Consider the following 25,196-nt stretch of genomic DNA (forward strand, 5'->3'; position numbering starts at 1 on the left):
GGGCCCGTGGGCCCCAGGGGGCCTTGCCGCATGGCCGGCCGTGGACACCGGCATCGCCCGACGTGGAGGCCGACGAGAGCACGGATCACGGCCCATCCGCGGGCACGGCGCAGGGTTACGGCGTCGGGGCGGGCCAGTGAGCGCCGTAGAAGCCGTCGGCGGTGCCGTCCGGCAGCAGAGTCGAGGCGGCGGCGAGGTCGACGGCCGGGTCGCCGGCAAACACGCCGCCGAGTCCATCACGCCGCAGATGGTGCCGTCCGCAGTGAGGATGTTGGCCGGATACAGGTCGCCGTGGAGTCGGACGCGGCGTCGGCTCAGACCGCGCGGACGGTGTCTGGGCCGGGGATCAGCTCCAGCTCAGCGGCTTCGGTGAGCTGCTTGGTGAAACCCCTCAGAGCAGTCGGCCAGCGACCCTTCGCGGCCAGAGCGGCCGGCGGGCGCCTGCAGGGGCGGGTTGGTGAAGAGCCCGCAGGCAAGCGGCCAGGACATCGGCGGCTTCTGCGGCGCGCGTGATGGGGGACGCGGTCGGCAGGCGTGCCCGGCACTCAGGTGGTGACGATCCAGGGTCGTGGAGATAGGGCGGAGGGCTCACCGAGGTGCTGCGTGTCGGCGTACCGGCAGAGGAAGGCGCGGGGCGAGGGCGGGCAACGAACGAATCACCGGCGAGGAAGACGAGCGAGCGTGGCCGAACAGCGTCTGGATGCCCTCGCCCCCGACCACCTCACTGGTTGCTCCGGTATTCCCCGAGGCCGTACTGGCTAGGGGCACATCGTGAACGGTTCGATGCCAGGCAGGTGGCGGGACCATTCACCGGCGGTGAGCGTACGACCGGCGCGCACGCACAGGGTCGCGGCCACGTGCCGCTCGTCCACGTCGAACACACGGATCGTGCCGTCGGGGGCGGCGGTGTGGAGTTTCGTGCCGTCCGCAGAGAATGCCACCCACCCGCCGTCGGCGCCGTCCGCCGCCTGCTTGCCGTCGAAGACGACGCCAAGCGGTCGCCGGCTCGGCACGTCCCACAGACGTACGCGCGAGCCCTGCTCGTACGTCGCGATCGTGCGCCCATCAGGCGACCAGGCCAGCATGGTGGCCTCGCTGCCCGGCACCGCGGGGAACTCGGCGATTCTGGTCCTGATGTCGCCGTCCCACAGGGTGAGTCGGCCAGGCCCGGAGAAGGCCACCTGCCGGCCGTCCGGGCTGAAGGCGAAGGCGCCGGCGAGCTGCCCGGTGCCCTGTTCGGGAGGCCGGGTGGCGCCCTTCTCCGGATCGATGAGCTGGAGCGGGTTTCCGGTCACGAGCAGCCGTCCGTCGGGGCGGAAGGCGAGGTCGTTCGCGCCCGTTCCGGTCTGCGCTCGTCGAGATCCGCGTTCGAGGTCCCACAGTTCGACGCGACCGTGCTCCCCGTAGCGCGACACGGCCAGCGTGCGTCCGTCCGGACTGAACGCCAGCGCCCGGGCGCCCTGCTCGGCGCCGCCCCCCAGCTTGAGCCGGGCCGACACTTTGTACCCGGGCAGATCCACGATGTGGACCGTGTCGTCGGCGGCCAGGGCGAGCCGGCGGCCTTCGGGACTGAAGGCGGTCGCGCCGCCACCGCCCGACCGGCTGATCAGTTTCATCAAAGCGCGGCCCGTCACCGCGTCCCTGACCTCTATCCGGTCCTCCCAGATCGCGGCCAGCACGCGCGTGGAGGGGTCCAGCCGTACGTTCCCGCTCTCGCTGCCGCCGCCGATCGGCGGGTCGAACACCATCGAGACGTCCTCGGTGTGGACGGCGCCGTGTTCGTCCAGATAGCGGACGGCCCGGTCGGCGAGGTCGAAGCGGAGCCCGCCGACGAAGGCGGGCATGGCCTGGCTGTACACCGCGTCATAGGTGGAGCGCCGCTGAAAGGTCAGCTGCTCCCGGCCGCCCCAGTGGGCGATGAAAGCGTCGCCGAAGACGAAACCGGCCTCCGGGCCTACCCGGTCCTGGCCCATCACCTCCTCACCGGACGGCACCTCGAACATGCGGATCCTGCTCGTCTCTTTCGAATTCACCAGCTCCGTGGTCATCATCATCTTGCCGTCGTCGCTGAAGGTGGTCTGGTTGATGACGCCCTTGTCCCGCTCGAGCGACGGGATCGGCGTCCTCTTGCCCCGGCGTAGGTCCCACAACTCCGCGTCATGGCCCTTCACCACGTAGCCGAAGCGGCCGTCCCGGCTGATCGCGTTGAGCGCGGCTCCCGAGGGAGCGGTGAGCTCCTTACGCTTGGCGACGTCCCACCATTCGGGCAAAGCTTTCGCTCCCCAGGGGATGGCGAGGTAGCGCCCGGAGCCGTCGAAGCTCAACGTGCCGCCGCCCGATCGCCTGCCTTGACGGGCGATGGGGGCGCCGAGCGGCCTGCCGGTGCGCGTGTCCCACAGCCGTACCCCCTCGTGGTCGAGGAGTGCCAGGGTGTGCCCGTCGGGGGCGAGCGCGGCTTGGGACACCTCCGCGCTCACCCCGGACAGCACGCCGATCCGGCGTCGGCCGGTGACGTCCCAGATCCTGGCCGTGCCGCCGTCCACGGACACGAGCACGCGGCCGTCCTGGCTGAGGTTCTGCACGGTCGCGGCCCTGTAGTCGGGGTCGAGGAAGACGGAGGCCGTGCTCTGAGAGAGCGAGTCGTAGAGCGCGCCGCGGGTCTCGGGCAGCCCCGGCCTCAACCGCCAGCCGGCCACGCTCAGCAGCCTCGCGACCTGAGGATCGCTCTGCCGCAGGTCGGCGGCCCGCAACGCGAGTTCCCGCGCCAGCGCGTCGTCGCTCTGGCGGCTCGACTGTCTGCGCAGGTACTCCGCGGTGCCGAGCCCGCCGAGCGCGACCACGAGCAGTACGGCCAGGGCCGCCGCGACCAGACGGCGTCTCCTCGCCCTCGTACGGGCCAGGCTCACCGCCTCGCCGAGGAACTCGCGTTCGCGCCGTCCCAGCGTGAGGTCCTTGTGCGCGGTGGCGGCCCACTGCAGCGTCCGGTCGAGTGCCGAGCCGTGCAGCAGGTCGGCCGGTCTTCTGCCGTGCTCGTTCCACAGCGCGGCCGCCTCGGCGAGCCGCCGGTGGACGGGCAGCCCCTCGCGGTTGCCCGCCACCCAGTCGCGCAGCCGCGGCCAGGCGTGCAGGAGGCCGGGCGTGGCCAGTTCGTACGCGACACCGGACCGCGTGACCAGGCCCGCGGCGCCGAACACGGTGAGCATCGCGTCCACGGCCTGCGAGTCCGGCAGCTCGTCCCTGCCGACGGGCCGGAGTTCGTCGCCGTCGATCATCCGCAGGAACACCTCGGGCGCGGTCGCACGCTCAGCCTCGGTCAGCTCGCCGTAGAGCTCCTCCGCGATCGCGCCCAGGTCGGGCTCGGGCCGTCCGGTCAGGGCACCCGCCTGCGTAAGGCCGCGTTCGAGCAGGTCATCGCCGCGGCGGAGCGGCGCCTCGCCGCCATGACCCAGCAGCCGCAGCAGCACCTCCCCGGCGGCCGGCCGCTCCGTGGGATCCCGGGCGAGCGCTGCGGCCACCAACGCATCCAGGGGTTCAGGCAGGCCGCACACGTCCGGCTCGAACTCCATCACCCGCCCGACGACGGAGACCGGATCCCCCGCCTCGATCACGTCCTTGCCCCGGGCCGCGAACAGCACCACCATCGCCCACGCCCACAGGTCGGCCGCCTCGCTCGCGCCCCGTCCCGAGAACACCTCCGGCGGCATGTATCCGGGCGTGCCCATGATCGGCCCGCTCGTCGTCGGCCCCACCTCACGGGCCACACCGAAATCGATCAGGCGCGGTCCGTCCGGCCCCATGATGATGTTGTCCGGCTTGAGATCGCGATGCACGATCCCGCCCTGGTGGATGGCGGTCAGCGCGGTCGCCACCCCGATCGCCAGCCGGCGCAGCGCGTCCTTCTCGTACGACCCCGACTCCGCCACCACCCGCCTCAGGCTCGGCCCTGGCACGAACTCGCTGACGATGTACAGCGGCGCCGAATCGACCTGTGCCTCGATCACCTTGGCGGTGCAGAACGAGGCCACCCGCTGGGCCGCCGCCGCCTCCTTCGCGAGTCTGGCGCGTGATTCGGCGCCGTCGTACCTGGAGACCTTGATCGCGACCCGCTCCCCCGCCTCCCCGTAGCCCTCATAGACGACGCCCTGGCCGCCCGCGCCCAGCCGGCCCGCCAGCCAGTAACGACCCAAACGCCGCGGGTCGGATGGAGTGAGAGGAATCATTGAGCGTGCCATTTCGGGAAATTCCGGATGGGCTGAAGGTCAAGGACACCTGCCGGATGCCGAACATCGGCGTGGAGCCCAAGCACGCCAAGAGCGTACGCATGATCGGCCGGGGCGTCCTCATCTAACCCGAATCAGGCCTCTCCATCCTGCGTCAGCCGCACGCGCTCAATGAACCCTTTTCAGGCTCCGCGGCGGTCCTGGAGGAGAAGTCGCCGCCGTGGTGTTGTTCGCGAACGCCGCCGGCGGCGACACGATGACCAGCGCCATCGCGGATGGAGTCATGGGTGTCGCTACCGTCCGGCGCTGTCACCTGCCCGGCTGGCGTCGGCGTCGATCCTGCAGTTCGGTGAAGGGCTGTCCGACCGGCAGACGGCCGAGGCCAGCGCTGTTCTCGGCCGGGCCATCGGTAAATGTCGGCGTTCGGCAGCAGGTAGCCGCTACCGTGCCTCCATGTTGGATGCGCACGAGCGATTTGTGGCCTCCGGGCCGCTGCGGATTTGGACTGAGCGGTTCGGGGATCCTGGGCTTCCCGCTGTTTTGATGGTCATGGGGTCGGCTGCTCAGGGTGTCAGTTGCCCTGATGCACTGGTTGGCCGGCTGGTTGAGCGTGGGGTTCAGGTGATCCGGTTCGATCATCGGGACACCGGTCGGTCCAGCGTTGTCGACTTCGATGCCCACCCGTACACCATCGGGGACATGGCTCGCGACTGCCTGGCTGTGCTGGACGGTTATGGTCTGAGCTCCGCTCATGTGGCTGGGACTTCCATGGGCGGCATGATCGCGCAATGGCTGGGGGTGCACGCGCCGGACCGGGTCCGGTCTTTGACCGTGATGTCCAGCTCGCCGATGGGTCATGATCCGAGTCCGGCGTGGGCACGGGCGCTGGCCGGGGAGCCGGCCGACCCGGATGATCTACCGCCGCCGTCGCCGGCGTTTCTCGCGCATATGGCCGCCGGGCTGCCGCCGGGGGTGGAGTCCGACGTGGCCTTGTTCCGGGTCTTCAACGGGCCGGTTCGGCCGTTCGACGAGCCGGCCGCCCGGGCGATGCTGGAGTTGGCGCTGTCGCGGGCTACCGACCCGGCGGCCGCGGCCAACCATCACCGGGCCGTGTGGATGGACGCCCCTGACCTGCTCGCCCCGCTGTCGTCGATCACCGCGCCGACCTCGATCGTGCACGGCGACCAGGATCCGGTCTATCCGCTCGTTCACGGCGAGGCCCTGGCTGCCGCGATTCCGGGCGCGGTACTGCGCGTCGTGCCCGGGATGGGCCATGTCATGACGTCACCCGGCCTGCCCGAGGAGGTCGCCGACCTGATCCGGCTGTGACCCGCCTTGCGGGGGGCCGTGCCGATGAACAGCCGCGCGGTCGGCCCCGCGCCAGCCGGGGTCGTGATCGGGTTGACGCCGTCCCACTCGGTCAAAGGGGCGCAGTGCCATCTCCACTCCACCTGTCGCTCGCCCGCACAGCAGGCCGGCAGCGCACTACCGGTATCGCCCTGACCCCGGCACACCATGGCCACCGCTCCGCCGTACGCGGTGACGTCTGGAGTGAAGAACGAAAGCCAAGGCGCTCGTGGGCGTGCTTCCGGACGGGCTCGCCCTGTCTGAGCGCGTGACTTTCCGCTGCGGTGCCGGGCCTGGCGTTCGAGTGTGTCCGAGTGTGTCCGACCTCCTGTTGGACAGCGAGAGCGTAGGTCTTCACTGACGGTGACGCGGCGATCCGCCGCACGGACGAAGGGACTGTCATGATCGACAACGAGCGCACCGAGCCGTACGAGCCCCCACGGATGCTCGACATCGGCGAGTTCGGGCAGCTGACCCGCGGCTACGGCATGCTCAACATGGACTGGGCCTACTACTACGCGGGGTAGTGAGGCCACCGTGCCCATCGAGTCCCACGGAGTCCGGTACGGAGCCGGACAGCCGGCACATCCCAGGAGAAAGGCACCACTCATGGTCGACAACGAGCCGTACGAACCCCCGCGGATGCTCGACCTCGGCGAGTTCGGAGAGCTGACCCGCGGCATAGCCGGGCCGCTGATGGACCTGGCCTACTACTACCAGTGAGATGAGGAGTCCGGTGCGCAAGCTGAGCGGCGAGGAGTTCGCGGTGCTGTCCGACAGCGCCGCCGGCGAAGCCCTCGCTGAGGCGCTGCACGGCGCGGTGGTGCTGAGCTACGCGTCCGGCCGTCCCTGTCTGCTGGCCGCCTCGCCCGGCGAGATCGTCCACGCGGAGGCGGGCCACGCGCGGCTGGCGGTGATCGGCACGTGCCCGGTCACCGCCGGTCGGCTCCGGCGGATGGCGGCGCGGCTGGGGTGCCTGGCGGACGCCGACGCGGTGGCCGCGGCGCTGCCCGGCAGTTTCCATCTGGTCGCCGTCGTGGGCAGGCAGGTTCGGGTGCAGGGCACCGCTTCGGGCATGCGGCGGGTGTACTACGCGCGGGCCGGCGGGGCGGTGGTCGCGTCCGGTCGGGCGGCGCTGCCGGCCGCGCTGACGCGGGCGGCGGTGGACGAGCAGGCTCTGGCGATGCGGTTGCTGATGGCGGTTCCGCCGGCGCTGGCCGAGCCGCTGTGGGAAGGGGTCGCCATGGTGCCGCCCGGTGAGGCGGCGCACATCGACGCGGACGGGGTGCGGCTGCGCGCCTGGTGGCGGGCGCCGGCGCCGGAGGTAGCGCTGGAGGAGGGCGCTCCCGTGGTGAGGGCGGCCCTTGAGGAGGCCGTGGCCGCCCGGATCGGCGAGGGCATGGTAGTGGCCAGCGATCTGTCCGGCGGTCTCGATTCCACGCCGGTCAGCTTCCTGGCCGCCGCGGCGGCCAGGAAGCGGTCGGCGAAGCTGATCACGTTCCTGCTGGCCATCGACGATCCCGAGCATGACGACCCGGAGTGGGCGACCCGGGCGCGGGCGCACCTCCCGGGCGAGCACGGGGTGGCCCGGCCCGGTGAGGTGCCCAAGTGGTTCGCCGGGGCGGCCGAGGCCGTTTCCGGGCTGGACGAGCCCACGCGGTGGCTGCGCGCGCTGGCCCGCGAGCTGGCGAGTTCGGCGCTGCTGGCCGGGCGAGGAGCGGCCGTGCGCCTGACCGGGCACGGCGGCGACGAGGTCACCCTGCTGCCCGACTGCTACCTGCACGACCTGGCCCGTCGCCACCCGGCGGCGCTCTGGCCCCACCTGCGCGAGCGGCGGTCCAGGGCCCGATGGCCGCTGTGGGCGTGCGCCCGCGCGCTGGCCGACCGGCGCCCCTATGCCGCCTGGCTGGCGGATCAGGCGCAGACGCTCAGCGCGCCGCTGTCCCGCTTCCGGCCGGACTTCGGATGGGAGCAACCGCTACGCCTGCCTGACTGGACGACCGAGGCTGCGACGGACACGGTCCGCCGGCGGCTCGTCACGTGCTCGGCCGAGCCGTACTCCCCTCTGCGCGCCCAGCACCAGAGCCTGTCGAGCGTCCGTACCATCGCCGCCTCCCTCGACGGCGTGCGGGGCCTGACGGGCCGCGTGGGCGCCCCCATGCACGCCCCCTATCTGGACGACCACGTCGTCGCCGCCTGCCTGGCCGTGCGGCTGGACCAGCGGGCGGTGCCGGGCGCCTACAAGCCGCTCACCCGGGCCGCGATGTGTCCCGTCATGCCGGCCGAATGTTTGGAACGTACCACCAAGGGGGAGTTTTCGGCCGACATCTACCAGGGGCTGCTCCGCCACCGCGACCAGCTCCTGACCCTGCTCGACGGTTCGCTGCTGGTGGAGCGCGGCCTGGCCGACGCCGCCGCCCTGCGCCGGGCCTGCGTGCGCACCCCGGCCGAGGGCGGGCCGGGCGTGATGGCACTCGACGTCTTCATCGCCGCCGAGAACTGGCTACGAGCCCTTCTCGCCTACCCCACCCAGGAGGAGTCGTGTGCGTGAGGCTTCGCCCCGGCGTCACTCTCACCCCGATCGACGAGGTTGCGGTGCTCCTGGACGAGCGCACCGGCCGCTACCGCCAACTGAATGCCACCGCCGCGCTCGTCCTGCGCAACCTGCTGGCGGGACACGGCCAGGACGAGGCCGCCCGCGACCTCGTCCGGACCCATCCGGCCGCAACGCCCACCGCCGAGGCGGACATCGCCGCGCTCGTCGCGCAGCTGCGCGCCGCGAACCTGATCGTCGAGACCGTCGACCGGGAGCAGCCGCGATGAGCGTGCCCATGGTGCCCGCCAACCGACCCGCCCTGCCCTGGCGCCGCCGCCCGCCTGCGCTGGCCGCCGTGGCCGCCGCACACCTGATCGCCCGCCTGCCGCCGGCCCGCATCCGCGCGGTGCTGGCCTTCGCCCGCCGCGGCGCCGCGCCCGCGAGCGCCGAGCAGGCCAGAGCGGCACGGGACGCGGTGATCGCGGTCAGCCTGTCGTGTGCCGGGGAAGGCTGCCTGCCCCGCTCCATCGCCGCCGCCCTGCTGTGCCGGTTGCGCGGATGCTGGCCCACCTGGTGCGCGGGCATACGGGTCCACCCGTTCGGCGCCCATGCCTGGATCGAGGCCGACGGCCAACCCGTCGACGAGCCGCCCCGCCACTACCGGGTCACGATCGCCATCGCCCCGGACAGAGAGCTTCGAAGATGAGGGTCCGATGGCAGGGCCGGAGCGGGCGGCCACCTCGATCGAGGAGATCACTGAATGGACGAGCCGCTGGAAGCGCGGTTCTGGATCGCCTCACCCACGCCAGCGGCGGCCCGGCGTGGCGCCGAGGAGTGCAGCTCAGATCGCCGTCCCGACCAGCAGCTCGGCTCGGGTGAGGACGATGCGTCCAGCCGGTGGCATGTGTGAGCCGTCCATCGCCGGTGAGCACCAGAAGCGTTCGGGAGGGGAGTCACCGGCGCCGCGGCGGGTGTTTCCCCAGGACGGCACCGGGGGGCGCGGCTGGATCCAGCGGGCAGGGGAAAGAGGCCCTGCGTCCTACATGACGGCGATCATCGTCGACATCTCCATGGTGTCGTGCCTCGCGTGTGCGTGGGCGGCTCCGGCGGCGGCGTCCGCCAGCGTCGGCCATCGCCATTCGCTCAGCATGTGGTCGGGCTGGAAGCCCACGGCGGTGAATCGATAGCAGCCCAGCTCGGCGACGTATCCGGCGGTCCCGATCAGCACCTTGCCCTCGAGGTGCACTTGGGCGCCGCGCCGGTCGTAGCGGATCGTGTAGTTGTAGGCGGGCCAGAGCCAGTCCGTGACCCTGACGCCTCGCGCCACGCCTTCCGCGTCCCGCCAAATATGCACGCTCTCCGGCACCCAAGCTCCTTCTGATCTTTGCCTCACCAAGCTAACGAGACAGCTCGGACATAAGTGCCCGAGTACCGGCCGCGCAGGAGCTGACCAGACAGAACTTCAGGTTCGCCGCCGTTCTGCGGCGGCTGGCTACTCGACGACGTCGCACCGTTCCTGCCCCAAAACCGCCGCACCTCCAGGACACGGGGGCCAGGAGGTGCGGGGCTTGTCGTGCTCCTCGGGGGTCAGCTTCGCCGCCACCGCCAGTACGGGTCGCTGCGGGCCCACGGTATGGCGCGGCCCAGTGAGGCGATCTTGGTTGGCGACGGGCCGGTCAGGGGCACTTGGCCCGCATGGTGGGGCTGTACCCGTTGCCGCCCCCCATGAGGTGCCCCATCAGGCGGTAGGTGAACGTGGTGCCGCGCTTGCACCCCTTGTACAGAGTCTTCGGCCCCGGGGCGTTGTAGGTCGTGCCCGCGATCTTCTGCCAGCCCCACCAGCGCTTGCGCTGGAGTTGGATGGAGACCCGCGCGGACGACCGGCACCCCGGGGCCCACGAGGTCGCCGCCACGTGTCCCCTGCGCATCTCCGGCTTGTAGACGCGGATCTGGCACGAGGTCGCGGTGGTCGCCGCGGTGACGCCTGCGGGGGCCGCGGCGGCCGTGCTGGACTGCGCCGTGGGGGCCGCCTGGGCAGGGGCTCCGGCCGCGAGTCCGGCGGCCACGACCGCGGCACCGAGGATGGTGGTCTTAATCGTTCGCATTGCCTCTCCTTGGTCGTACCGGATGCGGAGAACGTAGCCTCGCGCGTGTTGAGAGGCTGTTGAGAACCTGTTGAGTCCCGACTCGCGCACAAGGACGAGGACCGAACTGAGCTTTCGTCCCGGACGTAACGGCCAAGAGCAGGAGTGGACGTAACGGCCAAGAGCAGGGGTGGACCAAGGTATCGCCACGGGGCAAGCCTGGCCCGGAGAAGGCTCGACCCCGACAACTGGACCGCGGAAGAACAGTTCGTGCATGACGTGCTGACCGCGCCGCCAGAGACCGTCTACAACGAGTGAGCTCAGGGAGGTCCGTAGCCCTCGGGGGTAGAGTTCCAGTACATGATCGACATTCCGCTCCGGTCAACGACTCCTCCGGGCCCTGCTACCGGAACCCCCGGCCTGACGCTGTACGGAGCGGACATCCCGGCCTCGGGTGCGGTGGTCGTGTGCCCCGGCGGCGGTTACGCCAGACTGGCCGAGAACGAGAGCACGGACGTGGCCCGCTGGCTGGTCGCGCTGGGCGTCGACGCCTACGTGCTCCGCTACCGGGTGGCCGGGGGCGAGCCGGGCCGCGAGCCGCTGCATCCAGCTCCCTTGGACGACCTGCGCCAGGCGATGCACGTCGTCCGGGAACGTGGCGCCACGCGGGTCACCGTCATGGGATTTTCCGCCGGCGGCCATCTCGCCGCCACCCTCGCCCGCGCCGGCACGCCGTTCGAGCTCCATGTCTTTCCCGAGGGCAAGCACGGGCTCGCCCAGGGCGAACCGACCGCGTCCGCATGGCCCAGCCTCTGCGCCACGTGGCTCGCAGCCCAAGGCTTCGGCCCGCGTCCCTGATCGCCGGCCGCCCGCAGGGGGGCGGCGGCCTTGTGGTCCTCCTTGGGCCCGATCGCGGGCATATCACTCGAAGATGGCCTCGACCAAGGCATCCCCCGTCTCCGCCCCATCGACCAAACCCATTGTCGGCAGGCTCCAAGTCGTTCGGGGTGCAGGTACGACGAAGGGTGTCGAGGAGCCCACGCCCACCACCCGGGTGCCGGAGCCGGCGATGCTGCCGTGCCGTGGAGCCCATGATCACAGGCCGCCACAGCGGCGCGGCCGTCCTGATCCCATCAGCGCAGGGTGGCCAGCGTGTCGAGGGGGTTGTCCAGGAGGTTGGCGAAGGCGAGTTCGGCGGCGCCGGCGAGCGTGGTGTCGTCGCCGAGGGCCGTCACGGCCAGGCGGACACGTTCGCGCGACACCGGCAGGACATGCGCGTCGATCCGGGCACGGACGCGTGACGCGGCGCCCGGGTAGACATCGCGGAGCATCCCGCCGAAGACCACGAGCGCCGGGTTGAACAGGTTGATGAGGTTGACGACGCCGACACCGAGCCAGTCGCCGATGCGGTCGAGGGCGTCCCGCGCGCGGGCGTCGCCGGTCCCGGCGAGTACGACGACTGACCGGATACCGTCGCGTCCGACGAGTTCGCCGGACCGTCCCGCGTAGTCGAGCAGCGCCTCCTCCCCCACCTCGGCCTCCAGGCAGCCGCGCGACCCGCACAGGCAGGGCCGCCCGTCGAACGGGTTGACCAGCATGTGCCCGAGTTCGCAGCCGTAGCCTCCGTCTCCGTCCAGGAGCTTGCCGCCGACGATGATCCCGCCGCCGACGCCGACGTCCCCGTGCAGGTAGATGAGGTTGTCGACGTCGCATCCCGCGCCGCGTACGTGCTCGGCGATCGCACCCAGGTGTGCCTCGTTGCCGACCTCGACGGGAAGCCCGAGACCGAGCCCGGCGGCGAGTTCCGCGCCGAACGCCTGGTCCACCCAGCCGAGGTGCGGCCCGTACCGGACCGTGCCGTCGGCGCGCCTGATCAACCCGCAGTACGACGCGCCCACACCCACGCACAACGCGCCCGGACCGGCCCCGGCGACCAGTTCGCGGCCGAAGGTGGCGAGGACGCCGACGACGTCCTCCAGGTCGACCCCGGCGCGGGTGCGCACGGCCTCGCGGCGGTCGAGGACCCGGCCGCCGAGCCCGACACGGGCCGCGAGCAGCCGGTCCACGGCGACGTCGAACGCGAGCCCGTACAGCGTCCCCTGCTCGGGCATGACGACGATGGACGGCCGCCCAGCGCGACCCCGCCCGATGGGGACGTCCTCGCGGACCAGCCCGGCGGCGGCGAGCTCGGCGGTCAGGTCCATGATGGTGCTGCGGTTGAGGCCCATCCGGCGGCTGAGCGCGGCCCGTGACACGGCCCCGTCCTTATGGACGCGCCGCAGCACCTCACTCAGGTTTCGTTGCCGCATCTGCTCCTGTGTCCGCGCGCCCGCCACCGATCCCGTCATCCCCGCCAGCCTAGGCCGGGGACGGCACTTGTGAACAGCAGGACAGCCATGAGCGCGACCCACTGGTGACAAGCGTTCCGAGGCGAGGAGCTACATCTCAGGAAGGCCAGTTCAAGCTGCATGGATGGGCAGTAACCGCAGCGCGGTGAATGTGATGGTGAGGTAGGCCAGGAGGAGGAGCACGGCCGATCATCATGCCGCCCGCGTCTGCCTCTCTTGACGGCCCGAGCTGCGCGCACGCCAAGCGCGGCGATGACCACGGGGCAACTCTGCGCCCTGCCGATGATCTCATTTACTCAGCGCTGATCAACGGCGGCGGTCGCGCACGGTAGCGGGGAACACCGGCCGACGTCGAGAAAGGCGCTGACCCCTAATGTTTCGGCGTTCCGTAAGGGTCGTGCGGCGTGTCGGCGTAGGCCCACTGATGGTCACGGGCGTGACGGCAGGCCACCTCGACGTCCCCGGCGCGCATGACGTCCAGCAGCTCGCGGTGCTCGTCGGCGACCCGCTCGAGTTTCGGCCTGGTGACCATGAGAGCGATGGCCGTGCGCGCCTCGATCTGCAGCGCCTCCCAGGCGCGGGTCAGCAGCACGTTGCCGCCGGCCTGCACGACGTGCCGGTGAAACCGCGCGCTGGCCAGGCCGATGCCGTGCACGTCGTTGTCCTGGGCACTGCGGTACATCTCCTCGACCGCCTCCCCCAGCCGGTCGAAGGGGAGGGTTCCGGCCAGCATGGCGAGCCGCGTCGCGGTCTCCTCAAGGGCCGCCCGCACGATGTACGCCTCGCGGATGGTCTGCTCGGCGAAGGGAAGCACCCGGCTGCCGTGACGAGGCCGGCCGTCGATGAGGCCGAGGCCCTCAAGCTGCCGGAGCGCCTCCCGGACCGGGGCCTGACTCGTTCCGAACTCGATGGCGATCTTCGTCTCGATGAGCCGGTCGCCCTCGCCGAGTTCGCCGGAGACGATCCGTTGCAGCAGACCGTCGCGGATCTGTCGGCTCAGCGTCGGTCGCGCGGAGCGCGGGCTCCCCGTGGGTTCCGACAAGAAACCTCCTGACGTTGAGGGCCCAGCGGGCCCTTGACTCTTCGATCATGCCACGTAAGTTAATTATCGATATCGATAAGTGGAGTGCACATGCTGACCTCCGTTCAGACACCCGAGAGTCCCGAAGCGGCTCGTGCGGCGCTTCAGGCCGGGGCCGTGCCCCTCGGCGGCGGCACCTACCTGCTGGCCCGCCTGGACGATCAGGCCGGCCGCGACCTGCGGCTGGTCAGCCTGCGCCGGGCGGGACTGTCCGGCATCGACGTCCAAGGCGACACGGTGGCCCTGGGCGCGGCCACCACTCTCGCCGACATCGAGGACGACGATCGGCTGAGCTACCTGTCCGGCTGTGTGCGGTCGATCGCCGCGCCGCCGGTCCGCAGCCTCGCCACCGTGGCGGGCAACCTTTTCGTGCCCCAACCGTACGGCGACCTGGCGGCGGCTCTTCTGGCCCTGGACGCGGAGCTGGACGTGCTCGGCGCCGACGGAGCCCGCCGCGAGCCGCTCGAGCAGGTCGTCACCGGCGGCCTGCGGGCGGGCGACCTGGTGACCCGTGTCCGGTTCACCGCTCCGGCCAAGGACGCGTTCCGGTTCTACAAGGCGAGCCGGCGGCGGCTCAACTCGGGATCCATCGTGACGGTGGCGGCCCGGATCACGATCGAGGACGGCCTGGTCAGCGACATCCGTCTCGTGCTCGGCGGCCTGGCGCGGCGCCTGGTACGCGCGGTCGGCGCCGAGCGCGTTCTGCTGGGCGCGCCGCTGAACGCCCAGGTCGTCGCCCAGGCAGCCGGAGCCGACGTCATCGAGCCGTTCGACGACGCCTACGCCTCCGCCTGGTACCGCGCTCGGGTCTACCCCGTCCACCTGCGTCGCGCCCTGCTGGGGGCCTGAAAGGGGATCGCATGCCCTCGACCATCGTCACACTCAAGGTGAACGGCACCGAGCGGGAGTTGATCGCCCGGCCGTCGACGACGCTGCTGAGCGCGCTGCGCGACACATTGGGACTGATGGGGGCCAAGCGCGGCTGCGCGCAAGGGGGCTGCGGCAGCTGCACGGTGCTGCTGGACGGCCGGCCCGTGGTCTCGTGCCTGATCCCCGTCGTGACGATCGACGGCTCTGCCGTGGAGACGATCGAGGGCCTGGCCGAGGGCGACCGGCTCGGCGACGTACAGCAGGCGTTCGTCGACCTCTTCGCGACGCAATGCGGGTTCTGCACCCCGGGGATGATCATGTCCGCCACGGCCCTGCTCAACCGGAAGCCGGATCCGACCCGCCAGGATGTCACCGAGGCGATCTGCGGGAACGTCTGCCGCTGCACGGGATACGAGCCGATCATCACCGCCGTCCTCGCCGCCGCGCAACGCCGCAGCGCCCCGCTCACGAACGCGGAGGCCGAGGTCTGATGGCGCGCCTCACCCCGATCGACACCACGTACTTCAAGGGCGGGCGCGCGGACGACTTCGCCGTCATCGGCTCCGCCGTCCCGCGCTCGGACGCCCGCGCTCACGTCACCGGCCGCACGGTCTTCTTCGAGGACATGGCGCTGCCGGAGATGACGCACGTCAAGATCCACCGGTCCACGCGGCACCACGCCCTCATCAACCGGGTCGACGTCTCCGGCGCCCTCGGAGTCCCGGGCGTGCTTCGGGTCATCACCCACCAGGACGTGCCGAACAACTGGTACACCGTGCTGCGCCTGATCGGCGTGGGACCTGACGACGAGCCGGTGCTGGCCGAGGATCGCGTCCTCTACCGCGGCGAGCCGATCGTCGCCGTCGTCGCCGAGACCGAGGACGCCGCCCGCGAGGGCGCGGCCCGGGTCACGGTCGACTACACCGACCTGCCCGCGGTCCTCGACGTCGAGGAGGCCCTGGCCGACGGCGCCCCGATCATCAAACAGGCGGGCGCCAACCACTTCGTGTACGAGGGACATCACTGCCGCCGGATCCGCTTCGGCGACGTCGAGCGAGGTTTCGCCGAGGCGGACCGCATCATCGAGGGCCGCTACAGCTCCTCCCCCATCGAACACGCGCCGACCGAGCCGACCGGCTGCATCGTCGTCCCTCAGGGCGACGGCCGGCTGCGCATCCACACCAACACCCAGGCCGCCTTCTTCACCCTCGACAACACCGCGCTCATCCTCGGCGTCCCGCCTACCAGCCTGCGCGTCGTCGGGGGCACCGTGGGGGGCGGCTTCGGCGGCAAGGTCGACGTCATCGTCGAGCCACTCGCGTGCATCGCCGCCATGCTCACCGGCCGGCCGGCCAAGTATGTCTACAGCCGCGCCGAGGAGATGCAGGTGTCGTCCCCTCGAGCGGCCGAGCGCATCTCCATCAAGGACGGCGTCATGGACGACGGCCGGATCGTCGCCCGCAAGATCACGCTCTACGTGGACGCGGGCGCGTACTCCCGGCACAGCCCGTACGGCACCACCAAGGCGGCGGCGCACATGCCCGGCCCGTACACGATCCCGAACGTCCATGTCGACGCGTACTGCGTCTACACCAACCGCACGCCGTCCAGCGCCATGCGCGGGTTCGGCGTCACGATCGGCGACTTCGCTCTGGAGTCGCACATGGACCGCATCGCCCGGGAGCTGAACATGGACCCGCTGCGGCTCCGGCTCAAGAATGCCTACCGGGACGGCGACATGAAAGCTCATCGCAAGATCGCGTCCGGCACGGCGTTGGTCGAGGTGATCCAGAGCGCCGCCGACCTGGTGGGGCACGACCTTCCGCCGGAGTACCGGGCGATGTCCTCGACCGAACGACCGGAGGGCTGAGCGATGGCGTTACGGCACGGCCGCGGATACGCGGCGGTCAACTACCCGACCGGCATGAACCTCGGCGGCGACCCGTCGCAGGCACTCGTCCACGCCACCACGATGGGCGGATTCGTCGTCACGCTCTCCTCGGTGGATCTCGGCCAGGGGCTGCGGACGGTCATCGCCCAATGCGCGGCCGAGACACTCGGCATTCCGATCGAGAACGTCATCGTCGACACCGCCGACACCGACACCGGCCCGCACTGCATGGGAACGTTCGCCAGCCGCGGCACCCACCGCGTCGGCAACGCCGTGATCATGGCGGCGCGCGAGGCCAGGGAGGTCATGCTCCAGGTCGCCGCCGACGAACTGGAGGTCGACGCGGAGGACCTGGAGACCGACGGCACGGGCTTCGTCCGCCTCAAGGGATCGTCGGAGAAGAAGATCCACATCAGCGACGTCGCGCTCGCCGCGCATTTCCGGCAGGGCCGGACCATCTCCGGCCGGGGCATCTACCTCAAGGAGCCGAGCTCCCCGGTGCCGGAGACCGGCGAGATGGACCCGGACTCCTGCCAGGCGCACGCGTGCACGGTGGCCGAGGTCGCGGTCGACGACGAGACCGGGGTGATCGAGGTGCTGCGGCTCTACAACACCTACGAGATCGGCCGGGCGCTCAACCCGGCCCTCGCGACGCAGCAGGTCGAGGGCGGCGCCTGGATGGGCCTGTCGCACGCGTTGTTCGAATCGACCGAACCGTACTATCCGCACTCGCGCGAGCACGGCCCGGTCGATTTCACGGAATACCTGATGCCCGGGCCGGCCGACATCCCGGCGCAGACGAGCCTGTTCCTCGAACGGCCCGCCGACAACGGGCCGTTCGGGGCCAAGGGGATCGGCGAGATGACGGCGAACGCGCCGATCCCCGCGATCGCCAACGCCGTGTACGACGCGGTCGGCGTACGGCTGACGAGCATGCCCTTCACCCCGGAGAAGGTGCTGCGCGGACTCGACGAGCTGCGGGCCGGCCGTGCTGGTTGATCAGGACACGCTGGACCGGCGGCTGGGCGCGGAGGGCTACCTCGCCGACGAGGGTCTGCTCACCGCCCTCCACCTGGCAGGCGCGCTCGGGCTCCCGCTGCTGCTGGAGGGCGAGCCGGGGGTCGGCAAGACCGAGGTCGCGAACGTCCTGGCCCGGATCCTCGGCCGCGAGCTGATCCGGCTTCAGTGCTACGAAGGACTGGACGCCTCCCAGGCCCTGTACGAGTGGGACTACCCCAAACAGTTGCTGTCCCTGCGGGCCGCCGAGGTGGAGGGGCGCGGCGTCGGCGACCTGTACCGCGAGGAGTTCCTGCTGCAGCGGCCGTTACTGCGGTCGCTGCGGGCGGCGTCCGGCGCGGTGCTGCTGATCGACGAGATCGACCGGGCGGACAGCGAGTTCGAGGCCTTCCTTCTGGAGTTCCTCGGCGACTTCCAGATCACCATCCCGGAGATCGGCACCATCACGGCGGCGAGCGTCCCGTTCGTCGTCCTCACCTCGAACCGGACCCGCGAGCTGCACGACGCGCTCAAGCGCCGGTGCCTCTACCACTGGATCCCCTTTCCCGACGCCGAACGGGAGCGAGCGATCATCCGGGCGCAGGCGCCGGGCCTGGACGAGAGGAGCGCGGCGCGCCTCGTGGCCGCCGTGCATCGCATCCGCGGGCTGGCTCTGCTGAAACGCCCGGGCATCGCCGAGTCGGTCTCCTGGGCCCGCGGCGTGCAGACGCTGACCCGCGAGGGTTCGAGCTGGCTGGAGGCGATGCGCCGGTCCGCGGGGCTGCTCGTCAAGCACGAGGAGGACCTCGCGCTCCTCGGCCGCCACACCGCGGAGGTGTTCGGTGACTGAGCAGTCCCTCCTCGTACGCGTCGGCGATCATGTGCACGGGTTCCTGCGGGACCTGCACGATCGGGGCCTGCCCGTACCGGTGCCCAAACAGCGGGTCTTCCTTCAGGCGATCGAGGCCGTCGGCCCGCGCGACGCCACACACCTCTACTGGATCGGGGTGGCCACGCTCACCACCTCCCACGACGACCTGGAGGTGTACTCCCCCACGTTCGAGCACTGGTTCGGGGAGGTCACGGCACGGCGCATCCCCGATGAGGAGTCCCCCGACGACGAGGCCTCCGCGCCGCGCGGGAAGGGGGACGAGGCTCCTCTCACGGCGACGTTCGGCGGGGAGGCGGGCCTGAAGGCCGGCTCCTCGGAGCGCGAGAGACGCCCGGTGTTCGGCCCGGCGAGCGAGGACGACCGGGCCGTGCTCTCGCTGCTGCGGCGGGAACTACCCGGAGCGGTGCCGACGATCCGGTCGCGACGTCGGCGGCCTGCCCGGCGAGGTCCGTGGATCGACGTCGCCAGGATCTGCCGTGAGTCCAGGCGCAGCCATGGGGAGATCGTGACGTTGCGCCGGCGCAACCGTCCGCGGCGGCAGCGCCGTGTGCTGCTGCTCATCGACGTGTCGGGGTCGATGAAGCAGCACAGCGCCCACTACCTCCGCTTCGCCCACGCCGTGGTCGGCCGGCTCGACCGCGTCGAGGTGTTCACCTTCGGCACCCGGCTGACCCGCGTCACCGAGCAGCTGCGCGCACGGCACGTCGACGCGGCCGTCGGCTCGCTGAGCGACGTCGTCCTGGACGCCGAGGGCGGGACGCGGATCGGCGCCTCGCTCCAGGAGTTCCTCGCCAACGCCCGGCATGTCACCGTGGCGCGCGGTGCCCTGACCATCGTGCTCTCCGATGGCCTGGAACGCGGCGACTGCCGGCCCATGCAGGCGGCCGTACGGCGGTTGTCGCTGCTGAGCCACCGGTTGCTGTGGTGGTCGCCGCTCGCCTGCGACCCGGCGTACCGGCCGGTCACCCGCGGCATGTCGGCCGTGCTCGGCAGCGTGGACGCGCTCGCGGGCGTGCGCGACCTGCGTACGGCGTACGAGCAGGTACAGACCTTGATCAGGGAGTGATCGTCATGCCGGAGGCGACCCGCTACTCGGGCGACATCGTCGACTCGCATCACCACATCTGGCGGGCCGGGGACCTGCCCTGGCTGTCCGGACCGATGGTGCCGCGGATCTTCGGCCCGTACGAGCCGATCAGGCGGGACTACCTGATCGACGAGTACGTCGCCGACGCCACGGCCGCAGGCATCAGCGAGTCGGTCTACGTGCAGACGAACTGGCCGCTCGACCGGGTTGTGGACGAGGTGCGCTGGCTTCACGAGGTTCATCAGGAGACGGGCCGGCCGATGGCCGTCATCGGATCGGCCGACATGTTCGACGAGAGCGCTCCGGACACCATGCGACGGCAGGCCGCGCTCACGCCGCTGATCCGGGGGATCCGTCAGCAACTGCACTGGCACGAGCGCCCGGAGTTCCGGTTCGCCGCGGCGCCCGATCGTATGAAGGATCCGGTCTTCCGAAAGAACATCGGCGCGCTCGCCGACCACGGCTGGCTGTTCGAGCTGCAGGTCTTTCCCGAACAGATGCCGGATGCGGTCGAGCTGGCGGCGGCCTTCCCTGACGTCACCTTCGTCCTGGTGCACGCGGGCATGCTCATCGGGCTCGAGTGCCTCGAGTCGTGGCGGGCCGGGATGGCCGCGCTGGCCGAGCGGCAGAACATCGTCGTCAAGCTCACCGGGCAGGGCACCTTCGTCCACCGGGTGGATCCCGACCTCATCTCCTTCGTCGCAGACGAGGTGATCGGCTGGTTCGGCGCCGGCCGAGCCATGTTCGGCACCAACTTCCCGGTCGAGAAGATCTGGACCACGATGCCGCACCTGGTCGACGCGTGGAAGAACGCACTGGCTCATCTCCCACCCGCCGACCAACACGACATCTTCGCCGGCAACGCACGACGGGTGTACGGGCTGGAGGGCTGACCTGAAACTGCTGGACCTCGGGCCGCGGGGCCCAGAGGGCTTGGACCGGCGACGTCAGATAGTCCCGGATTGACATGAAAAGGAGTATCTCGGCATGGCACTGTTCGTCCTGACCTACGGCTACAACGACACCCCGCTGAGAGCGGAACGCCGCGAAGACCATCTCGCACACCTGAACAAGCTCTTCGAGCAGGGCAGCCTCGTCGCGGCCGGCCCTTACACCGACCTGACGGCCGGCATGATCGTCCTACAGGCCGAGGACGAGACCGCGGCGCAGGCGCTCGTCGACCAGGACCCGTACACACAACTACAGGTCACCAGGGATCGGCAGTTGCGCCAGTGGCGCGTGACGGTCGGCTCGCTCGGCTCTGGCTAGAGTTCACCCCTAAGGTCGTCCGACGCCGGCCCCACTGGGCTGATCGAGCGGTCCTGGCCGCGCCGGCGTGACTCCTGCCGCCGAGGTTTGCGAGCTCAACGGCCGGTGACGCCGGGCTGCAGCGGATCCTCCGGGGCCGGCGGGTCGGCCCCGGCTCCTGCAGGCGGCGCTCACGAAGCCACCAGGGCCTGCAGGTGCTCGCGATCGCCCATCCCTCCGCCGGAGTAGCGCTGCTCGTCGCAGCGGGCCTCGCGCTGCTCCTCCGCGAGGGCAGGCAATGCCCGCGGCGCCCCGACGACCGGAGCCGACAACCTGAGCACGCTCCTGCCCGGCTTCAGGCCATCTCGGGGAAGTCGGTCTCGGTGGTGCCGATCGCCCGGATCGCGGCCGGTCGTGCCGAACGCAGGTAGCCGTACCAGGCCAGTGTCACCAGGACCGTGGCGAAGAACGCGAGGACCACGAAGTTCAGCGGCCACTGCGGCCAGGGAACCACGTTGACCCAGAACACGTAGGCCATCCCGGCCACCGACACCACCACGCAGGGCCACACCAGCGGCAGCCGTACGCCCTCGCGGCGCAGGAAGATCGGCGTGGCCAGCGCGACGACCGCATAGGCGATCATGTAGCCGTAGGTGCCGTAGGTGTCGACGTTGACCACGATCTCCATGCCGTCCACGCCGAGCGCGAACAGGACCGCTGTGAGCAGCACGACCCCGGGCGCGACGGCCAGGATGGCACGGTGCGGCGTCTGCTGGGTGCGGTGGGTACGGCCGAGCGAGGCGGGCAGCACGCCCTCCTTGCCCATGACGAACACGATCCGCCCGATGACGTTGATCGGCGCGACCACCACGGCGAAGAACGACGCGGTGACGCCGAGGCTGAGGACCGGCCTGATCCAGTCGGGCAGCCCGGCGGCCTTGGCCAGCTCGTCCAGCGGGTTCGCGCTCGCGCCGAGGTCGCCGAGCGAGTGGAATCCGGCGACCTGCACGTAGGATGCGAAAATGTAGAGCAGGCCGACGCCGAACGCGCTCCACATGATGGCCCGCGGGATGGCCTTGAACGGGTCCTTGGCCTCCCGGCCGAGCGCGTCGGAGCTGGAGAAGCCGACGAAGCCGAGGATGCCCAGCACCATGCCGACCGCGACGCCGTGCGGGGCGGCTCCCGAGAGCGTCAGCTGGTCGGTGTCCACGACCGGGCCGCCGCCCCAGAAGAGCACCACGACCAACATCAGCGTGATGATCGTGATGGAGACGACCTCCAGGATCAGCGAGATCCTGGCCGACAGCCGGATGCCCCACACGGTGAACAGCGTGGCCAGCGAGCCGATCACAACGGCCAGCAGAACGTTCCATGCCGTGCCCTCGATCGGCAGGCCGATCTGCGACAAAAAGACGGTGAAGTGGTAGACGGCCCCGCCGAGCGAGCCGGCCGCGATGCCGAAGCAGCCGATGATGAGAGTGACGCCTGTGAGGTAGGCACCGAAGGGCCCCAGGCCCTGTGCGGCGTAGTTGTAGAGCGAGCCCGCCGAGGCGCGCCGCTTGGCGAACTGGGCGATGCAGTAGCCGACGGCCAGGATCACGATCGTGGCCAGCGTGAACGACAGCCACGAGGCGTTGCCCGAGCTGGCGTAGATGCCGGCCACGCTGAAGGCGATGACCGCGCTCGGCGCGATGTTGGCGAGGGCCTGGGCGACGACCTCGCCGGCCGACATCGCGCCCTTCTTGAGGCCGCTTTCGGCCTGCACTACGGGTGTCTGGGTCATGGGGGATGTCTCCTCAGGGGATCAGGAGGGTACGCAGTGCCTCGCCGCTGGCCAGGGCTTCCAGCGCGAGGGGGGCCTCGTTGAGTGCAGCGCGGCGGCTGACCAGCTGGTCGAGCCGGAGCAGGCCGTCCATGTAGCGGTCGACCAGCGCGGGGATGTCGATCGCCGGGCGGACGCTGCCGTAGTTCGAGCCGAGGATGCGCTGGTCGGCCTCGGCCAGTACGAGCGGGTCGAAGCGGGCCAGGGTGTTCTTGGGTGGCAGGCCGACCGCGACGGCCGCGCCGCCCAGGCCGAGCATCTTGATGGCGGCCTCCAGCGTGGACTGGTGGCCCACCGCGTCGAAGGCGTAGTCGACGCCGTCGGGCAGCAGGTCGCGCAGCGCCTCGACCGGGTCCTCGGCCGGCAGCTGGTCGGTGGCGCCGAGGGCGGCGGCCAGGGCGGTCTTCTCCTGCCGGGTGTCGATGGCGATGATCCGCTCGGCGCCGGCCAGCTTGGCGCCCTGCACGACGGACAGCCCGACGCCGCCGCAGCCGATCACGGCCACCGTGCTGCCCGGCACCACCGCGGCGGTGTTGGTCACGGCGCCCACCCCGGTCGCGACCGCGCAGCCGACCAGCGCGACCGTGTCGAGCGGGGCGTCGTCGCGGACCTTGACCGCGCCGGAGGCGGGCACGACGGCCTCCTCGGCGAAGGACGAGACACCCAGGTAGTGGTAGATGGTCTCGCCGCCGCGGCTGAGCCTGCTGGTGCCGTCCTGCAGCACGCCGCCCGGGGCCACGACGTTGGCCGCGACCTGGCAGCGGGCCTCGTGGCCGGACCGGCAGTACCGGCACCGGCCGCAGGGTGCGACCCACGACAGCACCACGTGATCGCCCTCGGCCAGGCTGGTGACGCCCGGCCCGAGCGCGGTGACGACGCCGGAGCCCTCATGGCCCATCACCAGGGGAGCCTGGACGTCCCACTCGCCACGCCGCACGTGGAGGTCCGATCCGCACACTCCGGCAGCGGCGATCTTCACCCGTACCTCGCCCGGACCGGGCGGGGCCAGGTCCACGTCCTGGATCACGACGGGGGACTCCGCCGACTCGAATACCGCGGCTCGCACCTGACCTCCTCGATAGGGCCGGGAATAGGGAAGATGGCACCCGGCGTTACGCAACGTGATGGTCATGGTATGAATTGCCGCCTTGATGAGGCATGTGGCCAAATGTCCATTGACCAGGGATTAGGGCGACGATTCGCTATGTTGGAGACGGTTGGGGACGTCGCTCAGCGCTTCGGGCTGCGCGTGCTGTCCGGCGACTCCGCGCTCGACCGGCCCATCCGCTGGACCCATCTGTCGGAGCTCGCTGACCCCACCCCGTGGCTGCAGGGCGGCGAGCTGCTGCTGACCGTCGGCCTCACCCTCGACGATCCCGCCGGGCAGCGCGCCTATGCCGAACGGCTGGTCAAGGCCGGAGTGGCCGCGATCGGCTTCGGTGTCGGGCCACACCACACCAGGACCCCGCAGGCCCTCGTCGACGCGGCGCAAGCGTGCGGCCTGCCGATCCTCGAGGTGCCCGCCGGGGTCGCCTTCCAGGATGTCACCTTCGAGCTCAACGCCGACCTGCTGCGCTCCGACGCGGCACAGGCCCGGCTGATCGCCGAAGGCGTCTCGGCCATGACCCGGGTGGCCCGCAGCGCGGGCACGCAGGGCATCGTCACCGTGCTGGCCGCCCGCATCGACAGCTGGGCCGTGCTGCTCGACCGGCACGGCAAGGTGCACGCGGCCGTGGGCGCCGCACGGGTGCACCTCGACGACGCCCGGGCCGCCGCCTCCGGCCAGCGCTCCCGCATCAGGCACCCCAACATCACCGCGTACGGCGTGGGCGACCCCATCCGACCGCGCGCTCACCTGGTCGTGGCCGCGCGCCCCGACAGGATCAGCCTCACCAGGGAGCTGGCCCAGCACGCCGCGCTCCTGCTCGACCTGGCGCTCAACCCGCTCAGCGGCGGCGACACCTGGCATCTGACCAGGGCAGACGCGGTGGACGCGCTCATGTCCGGGGATCAGGGACTCATCGAGCGGGTGGCCGCCCGATGGAACCTGCCGGCCGGCAACGTGGCCGTGGCGCTGCTGCGCTCGCGCTCGCGTGCCGTACCGCTGGAGGAGAACGTGCTCGACTGGTGCACCCAGCTGGACCTGCCGCAGCTCGTCAGCTCCGACTCCGCCCAGGTCACGGTGCTGGTCCCGGAGGATGAGCTGGGCCGCTGGGCCGATCGCGTGCGCGCGGCCGCCGACGACGGCGTCCCTGCCCGCTGCGGCGTGGGTACGGCACAGCCGCTCACGCGCGCCGAGCTCAGCCGCCAGCAGGCCGAGCAGGCGCTGGCCGTGGCCGTCGCCGACGCCGAGCCCATGGTCGCCTTCGGCGAGCTGGCCACCGGGCGGCTGGTGCTGCAGCGACTCGACCCGGCCGCGCAGGCGGCGCTGCGTTCACCGTTGCTGCCGCTGCTGGACAACCCGGTGCTGCTGCGGTCGCTGCAGGTGTTCCTCAGCGAGAACGCCAGCTGGGAGGCCGCCTCGTCACAGCTCGGCATCCACCGGCACACGCTGCGCCAGCGCATAGCCCGGGTGGAGGAGCTGACCGGTCTGTCGATCAACGCCACCGAGGACCGGGTGATCGCCTGGCTGGCGCTGCAGGCACTGGTGACCCATCAGCCGCCACTGGACGCCGCGGGCGAGCGCCGCCGCGGCTAGGTGGGTGGTCGTGCCGTCGGCGCCCGCCGCAGCCCAGATGCCCCGTTCAGGGCCATGCTGCGTGCTCACGCACCGT

26 protein-coding genes are annotated in these 25,196 nt (G+C 71.1%); 18 read left to right on the forward strand and 8 right to left on the reverse strand.

Annotation, left to right across the window (positions count from 1 at the left end; all coding sequences use genetic code 11):
* Window positions 1–758: 758 nt before the first annotated feature.
* Window positions 759–4,187, reverse strand: coding sequence for a protein kinase domain-containing protein (locus ACWEPL_RS29840; RefSeq protein WP_452438103.1), 3,429 nt, complete (start codon window positions 4,185–4,187; stop codon window positions 759–761).
* A 38-nt stretch (window positions 4,188–4,225) separates the two neighbouring features.
* Here ACWEPL_RS29840 and ACWEPL_RS29845 point away from each other — a divergent pair, with 38 nt between their 5' ends.
* The 8 genes from ACWEPL_RS29845 (at window position 4,226) to ACWEPL_RS29880 (ending at window position 9,013) form a co-directional block, all read left to right on the forward strand.
* Window positions 4,226–4,348 (forward strand): hypothetical protein, encoded by a 123-nt coding sequence (locus tag ACWEPL_RS29845; RefSeq protein WP_452438104.1) that lies wholly within the window; start codon window positions 4,226–4,228, stop codon window positions 4,346–4,348.
* A 325-nt stretch (window positions 4,349–4,673) separates the two neighbouring features.
* Window positions 4,674–5,549: an alpha/beta fold hydrolase gene (locus tag ACWEPL_RS29850; protein WP_452438105.1), complete on the forward strand. Its 876-nt coding sequence runs from the start codon at window positions 4,674–4,676 to the stop codon at window positions 5,547–5,549.
* 419 nt (window positions 5,550–5,968) lie between these two features.
* The gene (locus tag ACWEPL_RS29855) at window positions 5,969–6,094 is read left to right on the forward strand and encodes a lasso RiPP family leader peptide-containing protein (RefSeq protein WP_350737850.1); all 126 of its coding nucleotides are present in this window, start codon (window positions 5,969–5,971) and stop codon (window positions 6,092–6,094) included.
* A gap of 82 nt (window positions 6,095–6,176) precedes the next feature.
* Window positions 6,177–6,290, forward strand: a complete 114-nt coding sequence (locus ACWEPL_RS29860) for a lasso RiPP family leader peptide-containing protein (RefSeq protein WP_363983161.1) — start codon at window positions 6,177–6,179, stop codon at window positions 6,288–6,290.
* A gap of 13 nt (window positions 6,291–6,303) precedes the next feature.
* Window positions 6,304–8,118, forward strand: coding sequence for an asparagine synthase-related protein (locus ACWEPL_RS29865; protein ID WP_452438106.1), 1,815 nt, complete (start codon window positions 6,304–6,306; stop codon window positions 8,116–8,118).
* Window positions 8,115–8,390 (forward strand): lasso peptide biosynthesis PqqD family chaperone, encoded by a 276-nt coding sequence (locus ACWEPL_RS29870; RefSeq protein WP_452438107.1) that lies wholly within the window; start codon window positions 8,115–8,117, stop codon window positions 8,388–8,390. The genes ACWEPL_RS29865 and ACWEPL_RS29870 overlap by 4 nt, the downstream gene beginning before the upstream one ends.
* Window positions 8,387–8,809, forward strand: coding sequence for a lasso peptide biosynthesis B2 protein (locus ACWEPL_RS29875; protein ID WP_452438108.1), 423 nt, complete (start codon window positions 8,387–8,389; stop codon window positions 8,807–8,809). The genes ACWEPL_RS29870 and ACWEPL_RS29875 overlap by 4 nt, the downstream gene beginning before the upstream one ends.
* A gap of 54 nt (window positions 8,810–8,863) precedes the next feature.
* A complete protein-coding gene (locus ACWEPL_RS29880) occupies window positions 8,864–9,013 on the forward strand; it encodes a hypothetical protein (RefSeq protein ID WP_452438109.1) in 150 nt (49 codons plus the stop codon).
* Window positions 9,014–9,142: 129 nt separating this feature from the next.
* Here ACWEPL_RS29880 and ACWEPL_RS29885 read toward each other — a convergent pair whose 3' ends face one another.
* Together ACWEPL_RS29885 and ACWEPL_RS29890 are read right to left on the reverse strand one after the other, a co-directional pair.
* The gene (locus ACWEPL_RS29885; RefSeq protein WP_452438110.1) at window positions 9,143–9,469 is read right to left on the reverse strand and encodes a hypothetical protein; all 327 of its coding nucleotides are present in this window, start codon (window positions 9,467–9,469) and stop codon (window positions 9,143–9,145) included.
* A gap of 310 nt (window positions 9,470–9,779) precedes the next feature.
* Complete coding sequence (locus ACWEPL_RS29890; RefSeq protein ID WP_452438111.1) at window positions 9,780–10,208, reverse strand: hypothetical protein; 429 nt, start codon at window positions 10,206–10,208, stop codon at window positions 9,780–9,782.
* Between the two features lie 339 nt (window positions 10,209–10,547).
* On the opposite strand from ACWEPL_RS29890, the gene ACWEPL_RS29895 reads away from it, so the two are divergent.
* Window positions 10,548–11,045: an alpha/beta hydrolase gene (locus ACWEPL_RS29895; RefSeq protein WP_452438112.1), complete on the forward strand. Its 498-nt coding sequence runs from the start codon at window positions 10,548–10,550 to the stop codon at window positions 11,043–11,045.
* Between the two features lie 275 nt (window positions 11,046–11,320).
* Here the strand turns inward: ACWEPL_RS29895 and ACWEPL_RS29900 are convergent, their stop codons facing one another.
* Window positions 11,321–12,535 (reverse strand): ROK family protein, encoded by a 1,215-nt coding sequence (locus ACWEPL_RS29900; protein ID WP_452438113.1) that lies wholly within the window; start codon window positions 12,533–12,535, stop codon window positions 11,321–11,323.
* Window positions 12,536–12,905: 370 nt separating this feature from the next.
* Entirely contained in the window at window positions 12,906–13,577 is a 672-nt protein-coding gene (locus ACWEPL_RS29905; protein WP_350737877.1) for a GntR family transcriptional regulator, read from the reverse strand.
* 90 nt (window positions 13,578–13,667) lie between these two features.
* On the opposite strand from ACWEPL_RS29905, the gene ACWEPL_RS29910 reads away from it, so the two are divergent.
* The 8 genes from ACWEPL_RS29910 to ACWEPL_RS29945 all read left to right on the forward strand — a co-directional run bounded on the left by ACWEPL_RS29910 (window position 13,668) and on the right by ACWEPL_RS29945 (window position 20,621).
* Window positions 13,668–14,465, forward strand: coding sequence for an FAD binding domain-containing protein (locus ACWEPL_RS29910; RefSeq protein ID WP_452438114.1), 798 nt, complete (start codon window positions 13,668–13,670; stop codon window positions 14,463–14,465).
* Window positions 14,466–14,476: 11 nt separating this feature from the next.
* Window positions 14,477–14,977: a (2Fe-2S)-binding protein gene (locus ACWEPL_RS29915; protein WP_452438115.1), complete on the forward strand. Its 501-nt coding sequence runs from the start codon at window positions 14,477–14,479 to the stop codon at window positions 14,975–14,977.
* The gene (locus ACWEPL_RS29920; RefSeq protein ID WP_452438116.1) at window positions 14,977–16,356 is read left to right on the forward strand and encodes a xanthine dehydrogenase family protein molybdopterin-binding subunit; all 1,380 of its coding nucleotides are present in this window, start codon (window positions 14,977–14,979) and stop codon (window positions 16,354–16,356) included. The genes ACWEPL_RS29915 and ACWEPL_RS29920 overlap by 1 nt, the downstream gene beginning before the upstream one ends.
* A 3-nt stretch (window positions 16,357–16,359) precedes the next feature.
* Window positions 16,360–17,376 carry a xanthine dehydrogenase family protein molybdopterin-binding subunit gene (locus tag ACWEPL_RS29925; protein ID WP_355202047.1) on the forward strand — a complete coding sequence of 339 codons (1,017 nt, stop codon included), beginning with the start codon at window positions 16,360–16,362 and terminating at the stop codon, window positions 17,374–17,376.
* Window positions 17,366–18,223 carry an AAA family ATPase gene (locus ACWEPL_RS29930; protein ID WP_452438117.1) on the forward strand — a complete coding sequence of 286 codons (858 nt, stop codon included), beginning with the start codon at window positions 17,366–17,368 and terminating at the stop codon, window positions 18,221–18,223. The genes ACWEPL_RS29925 and ACWEPL_RS29930 overlap by 11 nt, the downstream gene beginning before the upstream one ends.
* A complete protein-coding gene (locus ACWEPL_RS29935) occupies window positions 18,216–19,331 on the forward strand; it encodes a vWA domain-containing protein (RefSeq protein ID WP_452438118.1) in 1,116 nt (371 codons plus the stop codon). Before ACWEPL_RS29930 ends, ACWEPL_RS29935 begins: the two co-directional genes overlap by 8 nt.
* A gap of 5 nt (window positions 19,332–19,336) precedes the next feature.
* Window positions 19,337–20,245: an amidohydrolase family protein gene (locus tag ACWEPL_RS29940; protein WP_452438119.1), complete on the forward strand. Its 909-nt coding sequence runs from the start codon at window positions 19,337–19,339 to the stop codon at window positions 20,243–20,245.
* A gap of 94 nt (window positions 20,246–20,339) precedes the next feature.
* On the forward strand, window positions 20,340–20,621 hold the full coding sequence (locus tag ACWEPL_RS29945) for a YciI family protein (protein WP_363983211.1): 282 nt from the start codon (window positions 20,340–20,342) through the stop codon (window positions 20,619–20,621).
* Between the two features lie 170 nt (window positions 20,622–20,791).
* Here the strand turns inward: ACWEPL_RS29945 and ACWEPL_RS29950 are convergent, their stop codons facing one another.
* The 3 genes from ACWEPL_RS29950 to ACWEPL_RS29960 are packed head-to-tail and all read right to left on the reverse strand — an operon-like array spanning window position 20,792 to window position 23,488.
* Window positions 20,792–20,941 (reverse strand): hypothetical protein, encoded by a 150-nt coding sequence (locus ACWEPL_RS29950; protein ID WP_452438120.1) that lies wholly within the window; start codon window positions 20,939–20,941, stop codon window positions 20,792–20,794.
* A gap of 14 nt (window positions 20,942–20,955) precedes the next feature.
* The gene (locus tag ACWEPL_RS29955; RefSeq protein ID WP_350737900.1) at window positions 20,956–22,383 is read right to left on the reverse strand and encodes an APC family permease; all 1,428 of its coding nucleotides are present in this window, start codon (window positions 22,381–22,383) and stop codon (window positions 20,956–20,958) included.
* Window positions 22,384–22,396: 13 nt separating this feature from the next.
* A complete protein-coding gene (locus ACWEPL_RS29960; RefSeq protein WP_355381591.1) occupies window positions 22,397–23,488 on the reverse strand; it encodes a Zn-dependent alcohol dehydrogenase in 1,092 nt (363 codons plus the stop codon).
* A gap of 138 nt (window positions 23,489–23,626) precedes the next feature.
* Here ACWEPL_RS29960 and ACWEPL_RS29965 point away from each other — a divergent pair, with 138 nt between their 5' ends.
* The gene (locus ACWEPL_RS29965; RefSeq protein WP_452438121.1) at window positions 23,627–25,120 is read left to right on the forward strand and encodes a PucR family transcriptional regulator; all 1,494 of its coding nucleotides are present in this window, start codon (window positions 23,627–23,629) and stop codon (window positions 25,118–25,120) included.
* Window positions 25,121–25,196: the final 76 nt, after the last annotated feature.

It is taken from the genome of Nonomuraea sp. NPDC004186 (genome assembly GCF_053603495.1).

Bases quoted from the DNA above. Each gene is read 5' to 3' on its own strand.
- ACWEPL_RS29855 (WP_350737850.1), top strand. From the start codon at position 5,969: ATGATCGACAACGAGCGCACCGAGCCGTACGAGCCCCCACGGATGCTC.
- ACWEPL_RS29860 (WP_363983161.1), top strand. From the start codon at position 6,177: ATGGTCGACAACGAGCCGTACGAACCCCCGCGGATGCTCGACCTCGGC.
- ACWEPL_RS29965 (WP_452438121.1), top strand. From the start codon at position 23,627: ATGTTGGAGACGGTTGGGGACGTCGCTCAGCGCTTCGGGCTGCGCGTG.
- ACWEPL_RS29890 (WP_452438111.1), bottom strand. From the start codon at position 10,208: ATGCGAACGATTAAGACCACCATCCTCGGTGCCGCGGTCGTGGCCGCC.
- ACWEPL_RS29850 (WP_452438105.1), top strand. From the start codon at position 4,674: ATGTTGGATGCGCACGAGCGATTTGTGGCCTCCGGGCCGCTGCGGATT.
- ACWEPL_RS29900 (WP_452438113.1), bottom strand. From the start codon at position 12,535: ATGACGGGATCGGTGGCGGGCGCGCGGACACAGGAGCAGATGCGGCAA.
- ACWEPL_RS29915 (WP_452438115.1), top strand. From the start codon at position 14,477: ATGCCCTCGACCATCGTCACACTCAAGGTGAACGGCACCGAGCGGGAG.
- ACWEPL_RS29925 (WP_355202047.1), top strand. From the start codon at position 16,360: ATGGCGTTACGGCACGGCCGCGGATACGCGGCGGTCAACTACCCGACC.
- ACWEPL_RS29955 (WP_350737900.1), bottom strand. From the start codon at position 22,383: ATGACCCAGACACCCGTAGTGCAGGCCGAAAGCGGCCTCAAGAAGGGC.
- ACWEPL_RS29920 (WP_452438116.1), top strand. From the start codon at position 14,977: ATGGCGCGCCTCACCCCGATCGACACCACGTACTTCAAGGGCGGGCGC.
- ACWEPL_RS29875 (WP_452438108.1), top strand. From the start codon at position 8,387: ATGAGCGTGCCCATGGTGCCCGCCAACCGACCCGCCCTGCCCTGGCGC.
- ACWEPL_RS29945 (WP_363983211.1), top strand. From the start codon at position 20,340: ATGGCACTGTTCGTCCTGACCTACGGCTACAACGACACCCCGCTGAGA.
- ACWEPL_RS29880 (WP_452438109.1), top strand. From the start codon at position 8,864: ATGGACGAGCCGCTGGAAGCGCGGTTCTGGATCGCCTCACCCACGCCA.
- ACWEPL_RS29940 (WP_452438119.1), top strand. From the start codon at position 19,337: ATGCCGGAGGCGACCCGCTACTCGGGCGACATCGTCGACTCGCATCAC.
- ACWEPL_RS29910 (WP_452438114.1), top strand. From the start codon at position 13,668: ATGCTGACCTCCGTTCAGACACCCGAGAGTCCCGAAGCGGCTCGTGCG.
- ACWEPL_RS29895 (WP_452438112.1), top strand. From the start codon at position 10,548: ATGATCGACATTCCGCTCCGGTCAACGACTCCTCCGGGCCCTGCTACC.